This window comes from Streptomyces sp. UNOC14_S4 (genome assembly GCF_020740835.1).
In the GTDB taxonomy this organism is placed as follows: Bacteria; Actinomycetota; Actinomycetes; order Streptomycetales; family Streptomycetaceae; genus Streptomyces.
Window position 1 is genome coordinate 1 of the sequence record NZ_JAINFC010000140.1, and the last position, 15,974, is coordinate 15,974.

General features: G+C 69.6%; 18 protein-coding genes. 12 read left to right on the plus strand and 6 right to left on the minus strand.

All coding sequences use genetic code 11. From position 1 onward, the window contains the following. Positions 1 to 358 precede the first annotated feature (358 nt). The 3 genes from K6I34_RS15110 to K6I34_RS15120 form a co-directional block, all read right to left on the minus strand. The gene (locus K6I34_RS15110) at positions 359 to 736 is read right to left on the minus strand and encodes a hypothetical protein (protein ID WP_229326282.1); all 378 of its coding nucleotides are present in this window, start codon (positions 734 to 736) and stop codon (positions 359 to 361) included. Positions 737 to 808: 72 nt separating this feature from the next. Beyond that, positions 809 to 2,896: an NACHT domain-containing NTPase gene (locus K6I34_RS15115; protein WP_229326284.1), complete on the minus strand. Its 2,088-nt coding sequence runs from the start codon at positions 2,894 to 2,896 to the stop codon at positions 809 to 811. Positions 2,897 to 3,074: 178 nt separating this feature from the next. After that, positions 3,075 to 3,308, minus strand: a complete 234-nt coding sequence (locus K6I34_RS15120) for a hypothetical protein (RefSeq protein ID WP_229326286.1) — start codon at positions 3,306 to 3,308, stop codon at positions 3,075 to 3,077. 168 nt (positions 3,309 to 3,476) lie between these two features. On the opposite strand from K6I34_RS15120, the gene rsmI reads away from it, so the two are divergent. The 6 genes from rsmI to K6I34_RS15150 all read left to right on the plus strand — a co-directional run bounded on the left by rsmI (position 3,477) and on the right by K6I34_RS15150 (position 9,836). Next, the gene (gene rsmI / locus K6I34_RS15125) at positions 3,477 to 4,334 is read left to right on the plus strand and encodes a 16S rRNA (cytidine(1402)-2'-O)-methyltransferase (protein ID WP_229326288.1); all 858 of its coding nucleotides are present in this window, start codon (positions 3,477 to 3,479) and stop codon (positions 4,332 to 4,334) included. Between the two features lie 184 nt (positions 4,335 to 4,518). Next, positions 4,519 to 5,010, plus strand: coding sequence for a hypothetical protein (locus K6I34_RS15130; RefSeq protein ID WP_229326290.1), 492 nt, complete (start codon positions 4,519 to 4,521; stop codon positions 5,008 to 5,010). A gap of 33 nt (positions 5,011 to 5,043) precedes the next feature. After that, positions 5,044 to 5,952, plus strand: a complete 909-nt coding sequence (locus tag K6I34_RS15135; protein ID WP_229326291.1) for a TatD family hydrolase — start codon at positions 5,044 to 5,046, stop codon at positions 5,950 to 5,952. 100 nt (positions 5,953 to 6,052) lie between these two features. Beyond that, complete coding sequence (locus K6I34_RS15140; RefSeq protein ID WP_229326293.1) at positions 6,053 to 7,636, plus strand: resuscitation-promoting factor; 1,584 nt, start codon at positions 6,053 to 6,055, stop codon at positions 7,634 to 7,636. Then, positions 7,633 to 8,505, plus strand: coding sequence for a 16S rRNA (adenine(1518)-N(6)/adenine(1519)-N(6))-dimethyltransferase RsmA (gene rsmA, locus K6I34_RS15145; protein ID WP_229326295.1), 873 nt, complete (start codon positions 7,633 to 7,635; stop codon positions 8,503 to 8,505). Before K6I34_RS15140 ends, rsmA begins: the two co-directional genes overlap by 4 nt. Before the next feature lie 413 nt (positions 8,506 to 8,918). Next, a complete protein-coding gene (locus K6I34_RS15150; RefSeq protein ID WP_229326297.1) occupies positions 8,919 to 9,836 on the plus strand; it encodes a 4-(cytidine 5'-diphospho)-2-C-methyl-D-erythritol kinase in 918 nt (305 codons plus the stop codon). Positions 9,837 to 9,843: 7 nt separating this feature from the next. On the opposite strand, the gene K6I34_RS15155 is transcribed toward K6I34_RS15150, so the two are convergent. The 3 genes from K6I34_RS15155 to K6I34_RS15165 all read right to left on the minus strand — a co-directional run bounded on the left by K6I34_RS15155 (position 9,844) and on the right by K6I34_RS15165 (position 11,745). After that, complete coding sequence (locus tag K6I34_RS15155; RefSeq protein WP_229326299.1) at positions 9,844 to 10,644, minus strand: SDR family oxidoreductase; 801 nt, start codon at positions 10,642 to 10,644, stop codon at positions 9,844 to 9,846. 194 nt (positions 10,645 to 10,838) lie between these two features. Next, complete coding sequence (locus tag K6I34_RS15160) at positions 10,839 to 11,387, minus strand: GNAT family N-acetyltransferase (protein WP_229326301.1); 549 nt, start codon at positions 11,385 to 11,387, stop codon at positions 10,839 to 10,841. Positions 11,388 to 11,460: 73 nt separating this feature from the next. Further along, positions 11,461 to 11,745: a DUF5713 family protein gene (locus K6I34_RS15165; RefSeq protein ID WP_229326311.1), complete on the minus strand. Its 285-nt coding sequence runs from the start codon at positions 11,743 to 11,745 to the stop codon at positions 11,461 to 11,463. 695 nt (positions 11,746 to 12,440) lie between these two features. Between K6I34_RS15165 and K6I34_RS15170 the strand changes: the two genes are divergently transcribed. From K6I34_RS15170 to K6I34_RS15195, 6 genes are all read left to right on the plus strand, one after another. Further along, a complete protein-coding gene (locus tag K6I34_RS15170) occupies positions 12,441 to 12,686 on the plus strand; it encodes a hypothetical protein (RefSeq protein ID WP_229326303.1) in 246 nt (81 codons plus the stop codon). A gap of 23 nt (positions 12,687 to 12,709) precedes the next feature. Further along, positions 12,710 to 13,321 carry a DUF5819 family protein gene (locus K6I34_RS15175; RefSeq protein WP_229326305.1) on the plus strand — a complete coding sequence of 204 codons (612 nt, stop codon included), beginning with the start codon at positions 12,710 to 12,712 and terminating at the stop codon, positions 13,319 to 13,321. A 5-nt stretch (positions 13,322 to 13,326) separates the two neighbouring features. Further along, complete coding sequence (locus K6I34_RS15180) at positions 13,327 to 14,349, plus strand: HTTM domain-containing protein (protein WP_229326313.1); 1,023 nt, start codon at positions 13,327 to 13,329, stop codon at positions 14,347 to 14,349. A 64-nt stretch (positions 14,350 to 14,413) separates the two neighbouring features. Continuing rightward, entirely contained in the window at positions 14,414 to 14,812 is a 399-nt protein-coding gene (locus tag K6I34_RS15185) for a thiol-disulfide oxidoreductase DCC family protein (RefSeq protein ID WP_229326307.1), read from the plus strand. A 12-nt stretch (positions 14,813 to 14,824) separates the two neighbouring features. After that, entirely contained in the window at positions 14,825 to 15,655 is an 831-nt protein-coding gene (locus tag K6I34_RS15190; RefSeq protein WP_229326315.1) for a serine hydrolase, read from the plus strand. 136 nt (positions 15,656 to 15,791) lie between these two features. Beyond that, positions 15,792 to 15,974 (plus strand): hypothetical protein (locus K6I34_RS15195; protein WP_229326309.1); only part of this gene is annotated, 183 nt, incomplete at its 3' end.

Here is a 15,974-nt window from a genome sequence, read left to right on the forward strand (position 1 = left end):
CGGTTCGGGGGGCCGCGGGTCGCCGCGGCGGGGTTGATGGTGGTGGGGATCGGGTTGATGCTGGCCGGCTAGCGCCGGGCTTTTTCGTGGTGGGGTGCCCCGCTTCTTTTGTACGAGCTCGGGGTGCCCCACTTCGCCGGTGCCTGCACCGGGGCTGCCGCCCCGGGCCCCGCTCGCCTATGGGGGTGCGTCTTGCGCTCGGCGCGCGGCTTGCGGGTCCGGTGGGGGCTTGTCGCGCAGTTCCCCGCGCCCCTGAGAAGCCGCCTGCGAGCTCGGTCGCCCGTGTTCGTCCGGCGGGTGCGGGCCGTCGCTGGTTGCTCGCGCAGTTCCCCGCGCCCCTGAAGGGGCGCGCCCCCCGTCAGCAGGAGCCCATCTTCTGGAGGGTGCGTCGGATCGTCGCCTCCACCACGTGGTACTCCGCCGCCGGGCTGAACTGGAGGAGCTCCGTCCCCGCCACCGCCCGCGGCACGTGGCCCCTGGCCACATAGAACGCGTCGCCCTCCTCGAACGTCTCCTCGTGGTCCGGGAAGCGGAAGGTGACGATGCCCTTGATGACGTAGCCCCAGTGCGGGCAGGTGCAGGCTTCGCCCGGCAGGTCCTTCAGCAGGTGGGTCGCGTCGATGTCCTCGGCGAAGGACACGAAGTTGACCGAGTAGCCGTCGATCTCCTCGTGCCGGTCGACGACCGGGCCGTGGTCCGAGAGCTGCGCCGCGCTCTCCTTCGATACCTTCGGCATCTCGCGCCTCCTCCGTACACGGTCCCCTGTCCCAGCGTCGCTCGGGAACCCGGCCCGCGCACGCGACCGGTATTACTCACAGGTAGGTTCTGGTCCGGCGGTCTCGGTGGTCCGCGCGTGCACGGCGGCCAGCCTCTGCCGGAGGGCCTGGTGGCGGAACTGGTGGACGGGGCCGACCGCGCGGAGCAGGCCCAGGCGGTGGGCGTCGTCGAGGAAGTCCATCAGGTGCCGCGGCAGGTGGCCCTGGCAGGCGAGACGGGTGGCGGTGATCCGGTAGGCGAACCAGGCGCGGTGGCACCCGGCGATGAGCCCGGTGCTGAATGCCGCGCCCAGCCCGGCGCAGGTGGCGATATACAGCCCTACGGCGGGTGACCGGAGGCATCCGGTGGCCATGCCTATGACGGCGTAGGCGCAGCCGATGACGGTCATGCGGAGCATGTTGAGATTGCGGTCGTTCCGGAGGTGGTCCGGTGGAAAGACCGGCTGGTCGGCGGGTGCGGGTACCTCCACCCACTTCAGGAAGCCGTGCGCGGCGCCGGCCGTGACCACGATGAGGCATCCCATCAGGAACAGCCCATACAGGGGGCGGACGCCGAGGACCGACAGGATGATGGTGGCCGAGAAGACGGCTTTCAGCTGGATGATCTGCGTTTCGGTAACGGTGCGGCCGAGGCCGGACAGTCCGTTGCGCAAGGATTTCCGGTAGCCGGGTTCGTCGTCCGGCCAGGCCATCGGAGCGAGGACGGCCCAGAAGCCGGTCACCAGGCCGAATATGAGGCTGCCCACGAGGACCCTGCCGAAGGGGAACAGCAGTACCGAGGTGCCGATGTAAGCGGCGGTGGCGGTGGCCAGCACGGTCGTCAGGAGCCCGAAGGCGAAGCAGAAGCCGGGGCTGACGGCGCCGGTGGTCCGGGCCAGGTGCCACCAGGCCAGGTCCGGCTTGTCGGGTGCCAGTGTGGCCAGGTACCCGAGCCAGCGCCGGACGTCGTCCGGGTCGTGCCTGACGCGCGGCAGATGGCGGTTGCGGGGTTCGTCCCGCCTCCGCCGGAGCCGGGTCCTCCGGCTCTCGGGGGGTCGGCGCGTTTCGATGACGGCGGGGACCAAGGCGTCGAGGAGGTGCTCGAACAGCTCCTCGGCGTCACGGAACCGGTCCGGCTCCAGCAGCTCGGCCGGGTCGGCCCTGGCGTAGGCGGTGCGGACGAGCCACACCCCCAGGGGCGAGGCCAGGACGTCGCCGAGGACCGCGACCGGCCGTCGGGCGGCGGGCGGGACGCCGTCCGGATCGTGCAAGGCCGACAGCACTCGTTCCCAGGAGGGGCCGGGGTCCGGTCTGCAGCGGCGCAGATAGTCGGCGACGGCGCGGGGCGCGAGCTCGCAGGGCTCGATGACCAGCGCGGAGGCGAAGGTCTTCCGGGCGGATTCGCCGACCGCCTCCAGGTACGCGGTGGTGCGACAGGTGAGGATCAGCGGGGCTTCCGGCACCAGGTAGCGGCTCAGGGCGGTGATGGCGGCCGCTCGCGGGCCGTCGGGCATCTCGTCCAGGCCGTCGAGGACGGGCAGGACCTGCCGCTTGGCGACCAGCCGCGTCAACCGGGCGATGCCCAGGGAGGGATAGTCGCGGCTCAGCCGGCCGACGATCCAGTCGTGCGGCTTGACCTTCTCCGGGTCCCAGTCGGCGACCGAGAGCAGGACGGGCACGGGCTCGTCGGAGCCCTGTTTCCCCCGGCGTTTCCCCCAGCCGTCCGCGAGCAGGGCACGGACCAGCAGTACGGCGAGGGAGGTCTTCCCCGACCCCGCCTCCCCGACGATCACCAGCCGGCGCCTCGGCATGAGACGGAACTCCCGGACCAGTGGACTGATGTCGTCACAGGTGAACGTCAGCCGCAGGGACGAAGGCGCCAGGTTCTTCGAGGTGTCCATGAGCCGAAGGTCGCGGGTGGTGCGCCAGCGCACCGGTATGGCCACCGGGTCCTCCAGTTCCCGGCTGGTCCGCTCGTCGTCCCACTGCTGCCGGACCAGATCCGCCAACACCCCCCGGACGTCGCCCTCCTGGCTGACAGCGCCCCCGATGAACACTCCGCTGACGGCAGTGGCATGCGAGCCGATCGCCATGGCCGGACCGCTGTCCCGTACCCCGATTCTGCGCAGGAAACCTCGCATGATGGCCTCCCCCCGTGTCTCCCTGCGTCGCGGTACCGTACGGGCTTCCGTGCGTGGGCGTCAGGGAAGGCAGAATTGGTCCGTAAGCGCCCACTTCTTTGCGCAGTTCGAACGCACGCGTTCAGGATCTGTCCTGCTGGTAGCGGTGAGGGGCCACTGGCGTGACGACAGTGCCGGATCAGCCGCGCAGGAAGCCGTCCCCGTGCGTGGCGATGTGGGCTTCCAGGGCGCTGAGCGCGTCCTGAGTGGCCTGGTCCGAGCCCGACCCGCGCCTCTCGGCGTAATAGGCCGCGCCGAGCTGCCTCAGCAGATCGTTCCCAGCTCGTTGCTGCTGGACCTCGTCCACCTTCTGCTTCCCTTGGGCGAGGGCGGACTGGGCCTGTTCCTTGGCCCGGTCGAGGAATCCGGCCATGTTCACCTCCGAGGGGTCGCAGGAGTCTCCCCCGCTCCGCGGCTCGCGAACCTTCGGTTCACCCGATCGGCGGCCGGTCCCGCTCAGCCGGGCAGATCACGGCGACGGCCGCGTTCCTCTCGTCGGTCGCGTTCCTTTCATGACGGCTCCCCCTGAGAGGATGGGAGGGTGACCGGAACGCTCGTACTCGCAGGTACCCCCATCGGCGACGTCGCCGACGCACCCCCTCGGCTGTCCGCCGAGCTCGCCGCCGCCGAGGTGATCGCCGCGGAGGACACGCGGCGGCTGCGCCGCCTGACGCAGGCGCTGGGCGTGCACACCACCGGGCGGGTGGTGTCGTACTTCGAGGGCAACGAGTCCGCCCGTACGCCCGAGCTCGTGGAGGCGCTGGAGGGCGGCGCGCGGGTGCTGCTGGTGACCGACGCGGGCATGCCGTCCGTCTCCGACCCCGGCTACCGGCTGGTGGCCGCGGCCGTGGAGCGCGACATCAAGGTCACGGCGGTGCCGGGCCCGTCGGCCGTGCTGACGGCGCTCGCGCTGAGCGGGCTCCCCGTGGACCGGTTCTGCTTCGAGGGCTTCCTGCCGCGCAAGGCGGGCGAGCGGCTCGGGCGGCTGCGCGAGGTCGCGGACGAGCGCCGCACGCTCGTCTACTTCGAGGCGCCGCACCGCCTGGACGACACCCTCGCCGCCATGGCCGAGGTGCTGGGCGCGGACCGCCGGGCGGCGGTGTGCCGCGAGCTCACCAAGACGTACGAGGAGGTCAAGCGCGGCCCGCTGAAGGAGCTCGCCGCCTGGGCCGCCGAGGGTGTGCGCGGCGAGATCACCATCGTGGTGGAGGGCGCGGCCGAGCGCGGCCCGCAGGAGCTCGACGCCGAGGAGCTCGTCCGCCGGGTGCGGATCAGGGAGGAGGCCGGTGAGCGCCGCAAGGAGGCGATCGCGGCTGTGGCCGCAGAGGCAGGTCTACCCAAACGGGACGTGTTCGATGCCGTCGTAGCGGCAAAGAATGCTGCCCAACAGGCCCCATAAGAGGGTAAAGGGCTATCGTGAAAGGCAAAGCTTAGGCCGCGCAGCCTGGCACTTTGGACAGTGCGCCGCCAAGTTTGCCCCAATTCGGTACAGGGCTGCTGCGTGATCGCCGGTAAGGGCGTTCCCTTGATGTGGGACGTCCGATCCCGGAGAGAACTTGTCCTCCAGGACAAGAGGAGCTGCCATGAGCGAGATCGCAGGAAGCGCGAGCGGAGTCCGGCCGATAGTCACCCGGCCCCCGGCGCCCGTGCAGGGCACACCCGAGACAGCGCACGAGACGGCTCATGAGTCGTATTCCTTCGCCTGCATGCGGTGCGGGCACGGCTGGGAGCAGTCGTACGACATCCAGCACCACGTGGACGCGGACGGCAAGCCGTTCGTCGTCTACTACGCGGACGGCGTGCGGGTCCCGTCTCCGCTGACCCGTCCGACCTGCGAGAACTGTGGCGAGCACGTCGTCCGGATCATGCGCTCGGGCCGGGTCTCCACCGTGGCCCACGTGATGCACCAGCCGGCCAGCAGCCGGGTCGCGCCCGACCAGGCCACCGCGGGTCCGCCCATCGCGGTCGCCGACGACCCGGACCGCGCGGAGCACGCGAAGCACGCGAAGGACGCGGAGAAGCACCACTGGCACCTGTCCGATCTCCTCCACCCCTTCCAGCACCACCAGAAGTAAGCGCCTGTACCCGCGCTCCCTAGAATCGCGGGCATGGCATCGAACAGCGGCACCTCCGGCAGTGAGCGGAAGAAGAACGACAAGGACGTCCCTCCGCCCCTCCCGGAGCCGCTGACGGTGCAGGTGGCCGACAGCCACACCCACCTGGACATGCAGGCGGGTTCCGTCGACGAGGCCCTGGCCAAGGCCGCTTCCGTCGGCGTCACGACCGTGATCCAGGTCGGCTGCGACCTGGCGGGTTCGGCGTGGGCCGCCGAGACGGCCGCCGCCCACGAGAACGTCTGGGCCACCGTGGCCCTGCACCCCAACGAGGCTCCGCGCATCGTGCACGGCGACCCCGACGGTTGGTCGCGGCAGGGCGCCCGGCAGCCGGGCGGCCAGGCCGCCCTCGACGCGGCGCTGGAGCGGATCGACGAGCTGGCCGCGCTCCCGCACGTGCGCGGCGTCGGCGAGACCGGCCTCGACTACTTCCGTACGGGCCCCGAGGGCATGGCCGCGCAGGAGTACTCCTTCCGCCGCCACATCGACATCGCCAAGCGCCACGGCAAGGCCCTGGTCATCCACGACCGCGAGGCCCACGACGACGTCCTGCGGGTGCTGCGCGAGGAGGGCGCGCCCGGGACGGTCGTCTTCCACTGCTACTCCGGCGACGCCGAGATGGCGAAGGTCTGCGCGGAGGCGGGCTACTACCTCTCCTTCGCGGGCAACGTCACCTTCAAGAACGCGCAGGACCTCCGGGACGCACTCGCGGTGACCCCCCTTGACCGCGTCCTGGTGGAGACCGACGCGCCGTATCTGACGCCGATGCCGTATCGCGGACGGCCCAATGCGCCGTACCTCATTCCGGTCACTTTGCGGGCCATGGCCGGCTACCTGGGAATCGGGGAGGACGCCCTGGCCACGGCCGTCGCCGCAAACACCGCTCGCGCGTTCGGTTACTGACGCATACTTGTGCGACGCAGTGTGACGATCCGACTTTGGAGAGTGATACTCCCTCCGCTACAGTCCCGGGGCCGGTAGCTCGACCCCAGGGGAGTGTCGCGTGACTCAAGCACCGGGCAGCCCCCGTGCCGCAACCAGCGGTGCGGCCGAAGCACCGCCCTACGGCCTCTACGACCCGTACGACCACGACCCGTACGATCCCGCCACGCCCTACGGGGCCTACGCCCCGTACGTGCCGTACGCCGCGGACGGCGAGCGCTACGGGTTCACCACGCCGGTGGACGGCCCGTACGACCCCTTCCTGCCCGAACCGCGCGAAGCGGCCCCGCACGGTGCCCACGGCACCCACGGCACCCACGGCGCCCACGTCGGCTACGCGCCCGAAGAGCTCCCGGTCCTCACGCACCTGCACGACTTCCAGGGCCTGGACGACCTCCTGCCCCGGCAGCCCGCGGCCCCGGACGTCGTGGCTCCGGCCGAGGACCAGGCGGAGGGGGGCGAGGGGGGCGCGGAAACGGCGCCCCAGCGCACCGGAGCGCGCCGGGGCGCGGGCCGCCGCAAGAGATCCGGCGACAAGCGGTCCGGCGAACGCCCCGACACGCTGCGCCGCCTCATCCCGCAGGCCCTCGTCGTGGCCTTCCTCGCGGGGGGCACGTCCTCCTTCATCGCCGCGGACAAGACCGTCAAGCTCGACATCGAGGGCCGCTCCCGCACCCTGCACACCTTCGCCGACGACGTCGACGAGCTGCTCGCCGACGAGCACCTGGCGGTGGGCGAGCACGACGCCGTCACCCCCGGCCACCACCACGGCCTGACCGCGGGCGACCAGGTCACCGTCCGCTACGGGCGGCCCGTGGCCCTCACCCTCGACGGCCGGCAGCACCAGGTGTGGACCACCGCCAGCACCGTCGACGGCGCCCTGCGTGAGCTCGGCGTCCGCGCCGAGGGGGCCTACCTGTCGGCCTCCCGCAGCGCCCCGATCTCGCGCCACGGCCTCGACCTGCACGTCCGCACCGAGCGGTCCGTCACCTTCATGGCCGACGGGCGCGAGCGCACCGTGCGCACCAACGCCGCCACCGTCCGCGAGGCCCTCGGCACGGCCGGCATCAGCCTGCACGGCCAGGACACCACCTCCGTCGACCCCGACAGCTTCCCGCGCGACGGCCAGACGATCTCCGTCATGCGGATCACCGGCACCGAGGAGGTCCGCGAGACGCCCATCGACTTCGAGACCGAGCGCCACGACGACCCCACGCTCTACAAGGGCACCGAGGTCGTCGCCCAGAGCGGCGAGAAGGGCATGGAGCGCACGACGTACGCGCTGCGCATCGTCAACGGCGTCAAGCAGAAGCCCAAGAAGATCCACTCGGAGACGGTCCGGGAGCCCCGCACCCAGATCGTCAAGGTCGGCACCAAGCCCCGCCCCACCACCGTCGGCGGCGCCGAGGGCCTGAACTGGTCCGGGCTCGCCCAGTGCGAGGCGGGCGGGCGGCCCGACGCGGTCGACCCCACCGGCACCTACGGCGGGCTCTACCAGTTCGACACGCACACCTGGCAGTCCCTCGGCGGCTCCGGCAGACCACAGGACGCACCCGCGTCCGAGCAGACCTTCCGGGCCAAGAAGCTCTACGTCAGCCGGGGGGCGAGCCCCTGGCCCGTGTGCGGCCGTAAACTTCACGGGTGAGCTCCAGCCCCAGCACAGACGAGTCCGGCGCCCTCCTCGGTCCGGCGGACATCCGCGAACTGGCCGCTGCCCTGGGGGTACGCCCCACCAAGCAGCGCGGCCAGAACTTCGTGATCGACGCCAACACGGTCCGGCGGATCGTCCGCACCGCCGAGGTACGGCCCGACGACGTCGTGGTCGAGATCGGCCCCGGCCTGGGGTCGCTGACCCTCGCCCTGCTGGAGGTCGCCGACCGCGTCACCGCCGTCGAGATCGACGACGTGCTGGCCGCGGCCCTGCCGGCGACGATCGCCGCCCGCCTCCCCGAGCGCGCCGACCGCTTCGCACTCGTGCACAGCGACGCCATGCACGTCACCGAGCTGCCCGGCCCCGCGCCGACCGCGCTCGTCGCCAACCTGCCCTACAACGTCGCCGTCCCTGTGCTGCTGCACATGCTGGCGGAGTTCCCCAGCATCGAGCGCACCCTCGTCATGGTCCAGGCCGAGGTGGCGGACCGGCTGGCCGCCGCGCCCGGCTCCAAGGTCTACGGCGTGCCCTCGGTGAAGGCCGCCTGGTACGCCGAGGTCAAGCGCGCCGGCTCCATCGGCCGCAACGTCTTCTGGCCCGCCCCGAACGTCGACTCCGGCCTCGTCTCCCTGGTCCGCCGCGAGAAGCCCATCGAGACGACGGCGAGCCGCGAGGAGGTCTTCGCGGTGGTCGACGCCGCTTTCGCCCAGCGCCGCAAGACGCTGCGCGCCGCGCTCGCCGGCTGGGCCGGCTCCGCCGCGGCGGCGGAATCCGCGCTGGTCGCGGCGGGTGTCTCCCCGCAGGCACGTGGCGAGGCGCTCACGGTCCACGAGTTCGTGGCGATCGCGGAACACAAGCCGTAACCGTAACCGGTACCTGGCGTGGGCTTCCCGCCGTTGCCGCCCTGCGGGCGGGAGCGGCCTCCGGCCACGTCCTCAATCGCCGGACGGGCTGAGTGGGGTTGCTGTGGGTGGGGAGAGTTTTCCTGGGGCTGCGCCCCAGGCCCCCGTTTCGGGGCTCCGCCCCGGACCCCGGCCGGGCGCGAGGAACTGCGCGAGCAACCAAAGAACGGCCCGCAGACGCAGACGCGCGCAGCTGGCCGAGCTCGTAGGCGGCTTGAGGGGCGCGGGGAACTGCGCGACCAGCCGTACACGACCCGCGGCCGCGCGCCGAGCGCAAGAGGCACCCCAGTAGGCGGCACCGGCACCCGGTTACCGTGAAGTCGCCGCACTGGAAGAATCAGGGCTCGCCGACGACCAGCAAGGAGCCAAACGCAGTGACCCGCGTAACCGTCCGCGTCCCCGCCAAGGTCAACGTCCAGCTCGCCGTGGGCGGCGTACGCCCCGACGGATTCCACGACCTCGCCAACGTCTTCCTGGCAGTCGGCCTGCACGACGAGATCACCGTCACCCCTGCCGATGCCCTGAGCCTCACCTGCTCCGGCCCGGACGCGGCGCACGTCCCCCTCGACGACACCAACCTCGCGGCGCGCGCGGCGCGCGCACTGGGCGCGCGGTACGGGCGCGAGCCCCTCGTCCACATCCATATCGCCAAGGACATCCCCGTGGCGGGCGGCATGGCGGGCGGCAGCGCCGACGCCGCGGGCGCGCTGCTCGCGTGCGACGCGCTGTGGGGCACGAACGCCCCGCGCGAGGAGCTGCTGGAGATCTGCGCGGAGCTCGGCAGCGACGTGCCGTTCAGCCTCGTCGGCGGGGCGGCGCTGGGCCGCGGCCGGGGCGAGATCCTGACGCCGCTGGAGGTCGGCGGCACGTTCCACTGGGTGTTCGCGGTGGCGGACGGCGGCCTGTCGACCCCGGCCGTGTACGCCGAGTGCGACCGCCTGCGCGTCGCCTCCGGCACGGGCGCCACATCCGAGGACATCCCCGACCCGGAGCCGTCGCCCGCGCTGCTCGAAGCCCTGCGCACGGGCGACGCGCACGCCCTCGCCGCGGCCGTCGGCAACGACCTCCAGGCGGCGGCGGTCTCCCTCCGCCCCTCCCTGACCGCCACCCTGGACGCGGGCACGCAGGGTGGTGCCCTGGCCGCGATGGTCTCGGGCTCGGGCCCGACCACCGCGTTCCTGTCCGCGAACGCCGACGAGGCGGAGAAGGTGGCGGAGGCCCTCCGCGCGTCCGGTACGTGCCGCGCGGTCCGCATCGCGTCCGGCCCGGTCCCGGGGGCGACGCTTCTCTGAAGCCGCTCTAGGCGACGGCCTCCTCAAGGGAACCGGCTTCCTGGCCGCGCAGCCGCTCCGCCAGGAAGTCCTCCCAGGTCCGTGTGCCCACGGCGGTCCCGTCGAGGGACAGGTTCTCGCCGTCGCGGTACGCGCGGCCGACCTTTCCGGGCATGCGGACGGGCAGCGTCAACCGGTGCTTGCCGCACGCCCGGAGGTATCCGCGGACCAGCTCGTCCAGCCCGTATACGGCCGGTCCGGCCAGGTCGGGCACCAGGCCGGCCGGTTCGCCGAGCGTGAGCTCCACGAGGCGGGCCGCCACCTCGCGCGAGTCGACCGGCTCCCACCGCAGTCCGCCGGGGGCGGGCAGGACCGGCAGCTTGGCCATCGTCCGCGCCACCTTCAGGGCCAGGTCGTGGAACTGGGCGGCACGCAGCGTCGTCCACGGAATCCCGGAGTCCGAAACCGCCCGCTCCGCGCCGAGCTTGGCCTTGAAGTAGCCCAGCGGGAGCCTGTCCGCCCCGATGACTGAGATGTACACCAGGTGCCGCACCCCGGCCGACGCGGCGGCCCGCACCAGGTTCCGGGTGGCCTCGTCGTCACCCTTGGGCCCGCCCGCGAGGTGCAGGACGATCTCGACCCCGTCCACCGCGGCCTCGACGCCCTCGTCCTCGACCAGGTCGCCGGTCACGTACTCGACCCCGTCGGCCCCGGCCTCACGGCTGTGCCGACTGAGGACCCGCACACTGCGCCCGGCCTCCCGCAGCAGGGGGACGACGTGGCCGCCCAGCGTGCCCGTACCGCCGGTGACCAGGATGTTCGCCGCCATGACTCCTCCAAGACTCGTCCGGCCCGGGAGTCGGCCTCCCGGCACCTTCGGCTGGATCCCGTGGATCCATCGCTATGACTCCTGGCGACGGAGGAATGTGACAGGGCGGGCGGATCCGGTCCGTCGGCGAGTCCTTTTCGCGCAGCTCGCGCAGGACTGCGGGGTCGATGGCGCGGACATCCGGAACGGCACGCTCACCGGCGAGCCGCCAGCCATTCCTCGCGGGTCAGGACGTATTCGACGTCCCCGTGCTCGTCCCCCTCGACGGGGTACGGCCAGTCCTCGAAGTACGTACGGGAGTGGGCGAGCCCGCACTTCTCCATGACGTGGCGGGAGCCCGCGTTGACGGACATCGTGTTGGCGGTGATCTGCGCGTAGCCGAGCTCGCCGAACCCCTTCTCGATGAGCGCGAGGGCGCCCTCGGTCGCGTACCCCTTGCCCCACGCGTCACGCCGCAGTCGGTAACCCAGATCAGCCGACCCGGCCGGGCCGTCGGGCAGCTCGCGCAGGCAGTGCCAGCCGATGAACTCGCCCGTCCCGCGCAGGTGCGTCGCCCAGAATCCCCCGCGCAGCATCCGCTCGAACGACTCGGCCCGGACCTCGGCCCGCGTCATCGGCCGCCCTCCGGTGATGTACCGCATCACGACGGGGTCGCCGTCCAGCTCGACGACGAGGTCGAGGTCGGCCACGGTGTCCGCGAAGGGCCGCAGGGCGAGCCGCTCGGTGGTCAGGAAGAAGTCCATGGCGCGATCTTCCGGGCGTTCGCCGGTGCGGGGCAAACGAATTGGGTGCAGTTCGTTTCTGGGGACGGCGGGCTCACCACTCCCGTGTGGCGATCAGCTCTTCCGCGTCCGCGTCCGTGAAGCCGTAGGCGCGGGCGATGAACCAGAAGTCCCTGGCTATGGTCTCGATCTCGCTGCTGGCGGCCTCGAACTCGGCCTCGAGGTCGTTGAACTCCTCGGTGGCTGCCTGGGGCAGAGCGTAGAGCGCGGCCAGGTCGGTGGGCACGCCCGCTTCGATGTTCTCGCATAGCCGCAGCAGGACCGCCTTTCCCTGGTCCGGCTCTGGTTGGCCTGAGTCGTTCCGGCCGCGGCCTCGCAGAACTCCACCTTGCCGGGCAGGGCGGGCCAAGATCGCCCGGCTACACCGTGGATGAACACTAAACAAGCCACTATGGCGAGTCATGGCCAGTGCATGGGGAAGTTTTTGGCCAGGTTGATCAAGTGACACTGAGCGGTCACCGTGACGCGCTGACCGGAAAACGTGCGGTTATGTCCGCGGCCTGCGGGGAACGGAAGCGACGCCCGCCCGCTACGTAACGTGATCGTTCAAGATCGGGGAGGAAAGGGAGTGTCATCCACCACTTCCCTTACTCGCTGCACTCCCCGTGGAGCGGTATCTCGTCAGCATGTTTAGGTCAGGCCTCTTGTATTTCCGGACCATAGTCACATGGCATGGCCATGTGACTATTCGTAACGCGCTCCAGGCCTCTTGGGATAAAGCAAAAAACCCCGGCGATTACGCCTGGGCGCGGCAGGGTGGCACTTTCGCTGTACCGCCCTGTGTCACAGGAATACGCCGAAAGAAATGCCAGGTACCGCACTGATCGCCCTCCGCCCATCAGGCGGGGCAATAGGCAAGGGATGAAGATGAAGAAGTTAATTGCAGGCATAGGGGTGGCCCTCGGTGGCGCCGCGCTCCTGGTGGTCACGCAGGGATCGGCGCAGGCGTCGGAGGTCCCCGCGGCACCTGTTGCTGCTGTTGAGGCTCAGGCCTAGGAGCCGGCCGACGCTCCGATGGCGATCGGGGGTCTGGGCAAGATTGCAGGCAAGGCGGCGGGCGCCGTGGGCAAGGCGGGCAAGGCCGTTGGCCGTGCCGCCGTCAGCGCCGGCGAGAAGGCCGCGGTTCACGCCAAGGCGGCGGCCGAACTGGCCGGCGATCAGGCTGCAGAGCTCGCCGGAAACGCCCTGGATGCGTGGGGCTCGCCCTCCAACCAGTCGCTTCCCAACGACGCCTCCGTCGAGACGGTTTTCGACAAGTGAAGGAACACGCTGTAGCCAGGAGGGTGGCGCTGCTTTTCGGCGCCGCCCTCCTGGGCCTTCATTTCCTGGCGTCCGCGTTCTCACAGATGCCGCTGACCCCGGTGAAGCTTCGCTATTACCACTACGCGGCCGACTATCTCGGCCCCTATTTCTCGCAGAACTGGATGCTCTTCGCGCCGGACCCACTTTCCGATAATCGCGGAATCTTGGCGCGGGTCATGTGTTCGGACGGGTCGACCACCGGCTTCTATGACGTCACGACGAAGTATGTCGAGAAAGCCCAGCAGAGCAGATTCTTTCCGTCCCGTATGTCGCGTCTGGTCACCGGAAGCGTGCAGCAGATAAACGGCAGCGACCCGGTCCTGATGCGCCTACGTGAATCTGAAAAGGAGAAGAAGAAGCCGGAGCTCCCCCTGACCCCTTACGAGAAGACTTCACAAAAGGAGGCGGTCCGGTTCCTTTCGAGGTATTCCTTGTCGCAGATTCCCCACGCCTGCGGTGGTGGAGCCCCTGAAAAGATTCAGATCCGTATGTACGTCCAGCAGCTCCCTCCGTGGTCAAAGCGCCATGACCCCAAAGCTGAGGACAAGGTGGACGTCCAGGACATGGAGTGGCTGAAGGCGGCGGAGCTGTGAAGAAGATGATCCGCCTGCTGGACAGGATGAGCAGTCACCATTTCGGTGTGCTCGGAGTAAGCGGCACACGACTCCTGCTGGGCTTCGTGGGGTTCATGTATTACGCAAGCCAATACGGCGACCGTAAATACCTGTTCGGGCCTGGCGGAGCACTCCCGTGGGCGGAGTTCACCGCCAAAGTCCACGAGAATGAAACATTCAGCCTCTACGCGTTCAGCAGCTCCAGCTTGTGGTTCGAGATCGTCTTCCACGCCGGAATGCTGACTGCCCTCGCAGTGACCTGCGGCGTGGGCGGCAGGGTTGGCCTGGCTGTTCACTGGGTTTTCCTGTGGTCGATCTACCAGCGTCAGCCCGTACTTCTCGACGGCGGGGACAACCTGGCGTACATCGTGATCCCCATGCTGCTGCTCACCCGCTGCTATGACAGGTTTTCGTTTCCCAGCGGACTTTCCCGCAAGATCGCGGAACGCGTCCCTGCGACGCTTCGATCACTGTCGGAACCCATCCACAACCTCGGCATTCTTGCCATCGCCATGCAGATGTGCCTCGTGTACATGGTGAGCGGGCTTTACAAAGTGCAAGGGAAGATGTGGCAGGACGGCACTGCTCTTTTCTATGTCCTCAGGGTATCGGAGTTCAGCCTGCCCGGTGTTTCAGACCTTGTCTATAACAACGACATGCTGGTCTTCCTGGGGACTTACTCCACCACCATCTTCCTGGCGTACTTCCCACTGGGCATCCTTGTCCCGCAGCTGCGGCCCTGGGCAGCTGTGATCTCCATCAGTTTCCATGTAGCCATTGGTGTCTTGATGGGCCTCACCAGCTTCGCCCTCACGATGATCGCGTGCGACCTCATCTTCCTGAGCGGAGCGCTCGGCGCGGCCATCGAGCGATGGCCCGCAGCAGTCCATCGGCTCCGTACGGCACGCGGGCATCCCGTCAGACAACAGCACAGGACTATCGAAACGTCGGCCTCTCCCGTGTCGGACTCCCCACCGGAGCCCGCAATGGCCCCACCCAGTAAGTGATCGCAGAAAGCACCCAGCACTGCGGACACGCACACGAACGGCAAGCCATCAAGAGAGGCCACCCATGAGTTCGACAACCAACTCCCCTCAACCGGTGCTGGCCTTCGATGGAGACTGCGGCTTCTGCCAGGCCGTCATCAACCGGATCTCCACTCGAAGCCACCCCGGTCTGATCGCCGTCCCTTGGCAGTCCCTGCCCGAAGAGGTCACGCAGCCACACCTTGACCGGCTCGACCGCGAGGTCCTCCTGCTGCGGGACGGCGGAGTAACCGCCGGCGGCGCGGATGCACTGAGCGCATACCTGGGGAGTTCATCCTCCCGTTGGCACCGAACAGCCGGGAGGACCGCACAGCTCCCCTTACTCCGCCTCTGCGCTCGAGGAATCTACCGGTGGGTGGCTCGAAACAGGCACCGCATGCCAGCAGGAACACCATCATGCGCGGTGCCATCCACCCGCTCATGAGAGGACTTGACCGTGCTCCGGACGCCTACCTGCGTTCTGACCAGCGCGACGGAACCCCAAGCAGTTCACGGTCATAGCCCGCACCGCTTTGTCCAGATCGGCTCACTCACCAAGGTTCTCACCGGCACTGCGCTCATACGCATGTCGGAAGCGGGAGCCCTGGATATCGACGATCCGCTGGACCGTTGGCTCAAGGTGCCGCGAGACACCGGCATTACCTTGCGCCACTTGGCACATCACACTTCCGGACTGCCCAGGCAGCCACCAGGCCTGCCGCGCAGGAACCCCTACCTCTCCTTCGATGACGCCGCTCTGCACTCTCTGCTGGCTCAGGCCGACCGTCTTACCATCAGGCCTGCCGGTCAGGACAGGGGCTACTCGAACCTCGGGTACGCGGTACTTGGCGCGGCACTGTCCAAGGCGGCAAAGGCACCCTACGAGGAGGTGGTTCGAGACTACGTACTTGACCCCCTGGGCATCCGAGAAATAGCTTCCCGACCTCCTGAGGAACGCCGTCTGTACGCCACTGGGTTCCTGGGCCGTCGGCTGAAGCCCTGGACCGTGAGCGGAGCCATCCTGCCTGCCGGCGGGATGTGGGCGACGCCCCAGGCCTCCGCCGACCTGGTGAGAAAACTGCTCGTTGACCAGAAGCTGGGCGAGCCCGCCCCCACCTGGCAGACGGTCGGCAAAGTGACCTGGCACACCGGAGCCACACACAACGCTTCTGTCTTCGCGGGCGCGCTCACCAATGGGGCCTGGGTCCTCGTCCACAGGCTCGGTGGGGCGATGGCGGACACCGACCGCATGGGGGCCCAACTATTGGCGCGCTTGGGTAAAGAGTGAGATACCAGTCAGCAGAGGCGGCATAACAGGGATTACCAGCGCGGGCGGCACCAGCGCCAGCCACGCGCAGTACCGACGCGCCGTGGCGTAGCACCTGCGCCGCGGCAGAACCCAGGACGCCAGGAGCAGGACGGGCGTGACCGTGACGGTCCCGCCCAGACTCCAGAAGATGATGGCGAGCGCGTTCTCCAGATGTCGGGAGCAGTTGGCAAGCCCGCAGTTGTCCGTGGCCATCGGGGCCGAGTGCCCCGAACAGGGGGGGGCGACGGGGACGATCAGTACGGCGAGCAGGGTCGCCCAGAACGGTGCGGCCCACGCG

Excerpts from the sequence above, each read along its gene's own strand:
- K6I34_RS15110 (WP_229326282.1), bottom strand. The coding sequence starts at position 736 with ATGCCGAAGGTATCGAAGGAGAGCGCGGCGCAGCTCTCGGACCACGGC.
- K6I34_RS15115 (WP_229326284.1), bottom strand. The coding sequence starts at position 2,896 with ATGCGAGGTTTCCTGCGCAGAATCGGGGTACGGGACAGCGGTCCGGCC.
- K6I34_RS15120 (WP_229326286.1), bottom strand. The coding sequence starts at position 3,308 with ATGGCCGGATTCCTCGACCGGGCCAAGGAACAGGCCCAGTCCGCCCTC.
- K6I34_RS15130 (WP_229326290.1), top strand. The coding sequence starts at position 4,519 with ATGAGCGAGATCGCAGGAAGCGCGAGCGGAGTCCGGCCGATAGTCACC.
- K6I34_RS15135 (WP_229326291.1), top strand. The coding sequence starts at position 5,044 with ATGGCATCGAACAGCGGCACCTCCGGCAGTGAGCGGAAGAAGAACGAC.
- K6I34_RS15155 (WP_229326299.1), bottom strand. The coding sequence starts at position 10,644 with ATGGCGGCGAACATCCTGGTCACCGGCGGTACGGGCACGCTGGGCGGC.
- K6I34_RS15160 (WP_229326301.1), bottom strand. The coding sequence starts at position 11,387 with ATGGACTTCTTCCTGACCACCGAGCGGCTCGCCCTGCGGCCCTTCGCG.
- K6I34_RS15170 (WP_229326303.1), top strand. The coding sequence starts at position 12,441 with ATGGCGATCGGGGGTCTGGGCAAGATTGCAGGCAAGGCGGCGGGCGCC.
- K6I34_RS15180 (WP_229326313.1), top strand. The coding sequence starts at position 13,327 with ATGATCCGCCTGCTGGACAGGATGAGCAGTCACCATTTCGGTGTGCTC.
- K6I34_RS15185 (WP_229326307.1), top strand. The coding sequence starts at position 14,414 with ATGAGTTCGACAACCAACTCCCCTCAACCGGTGCTGGCCTTCGATGGA.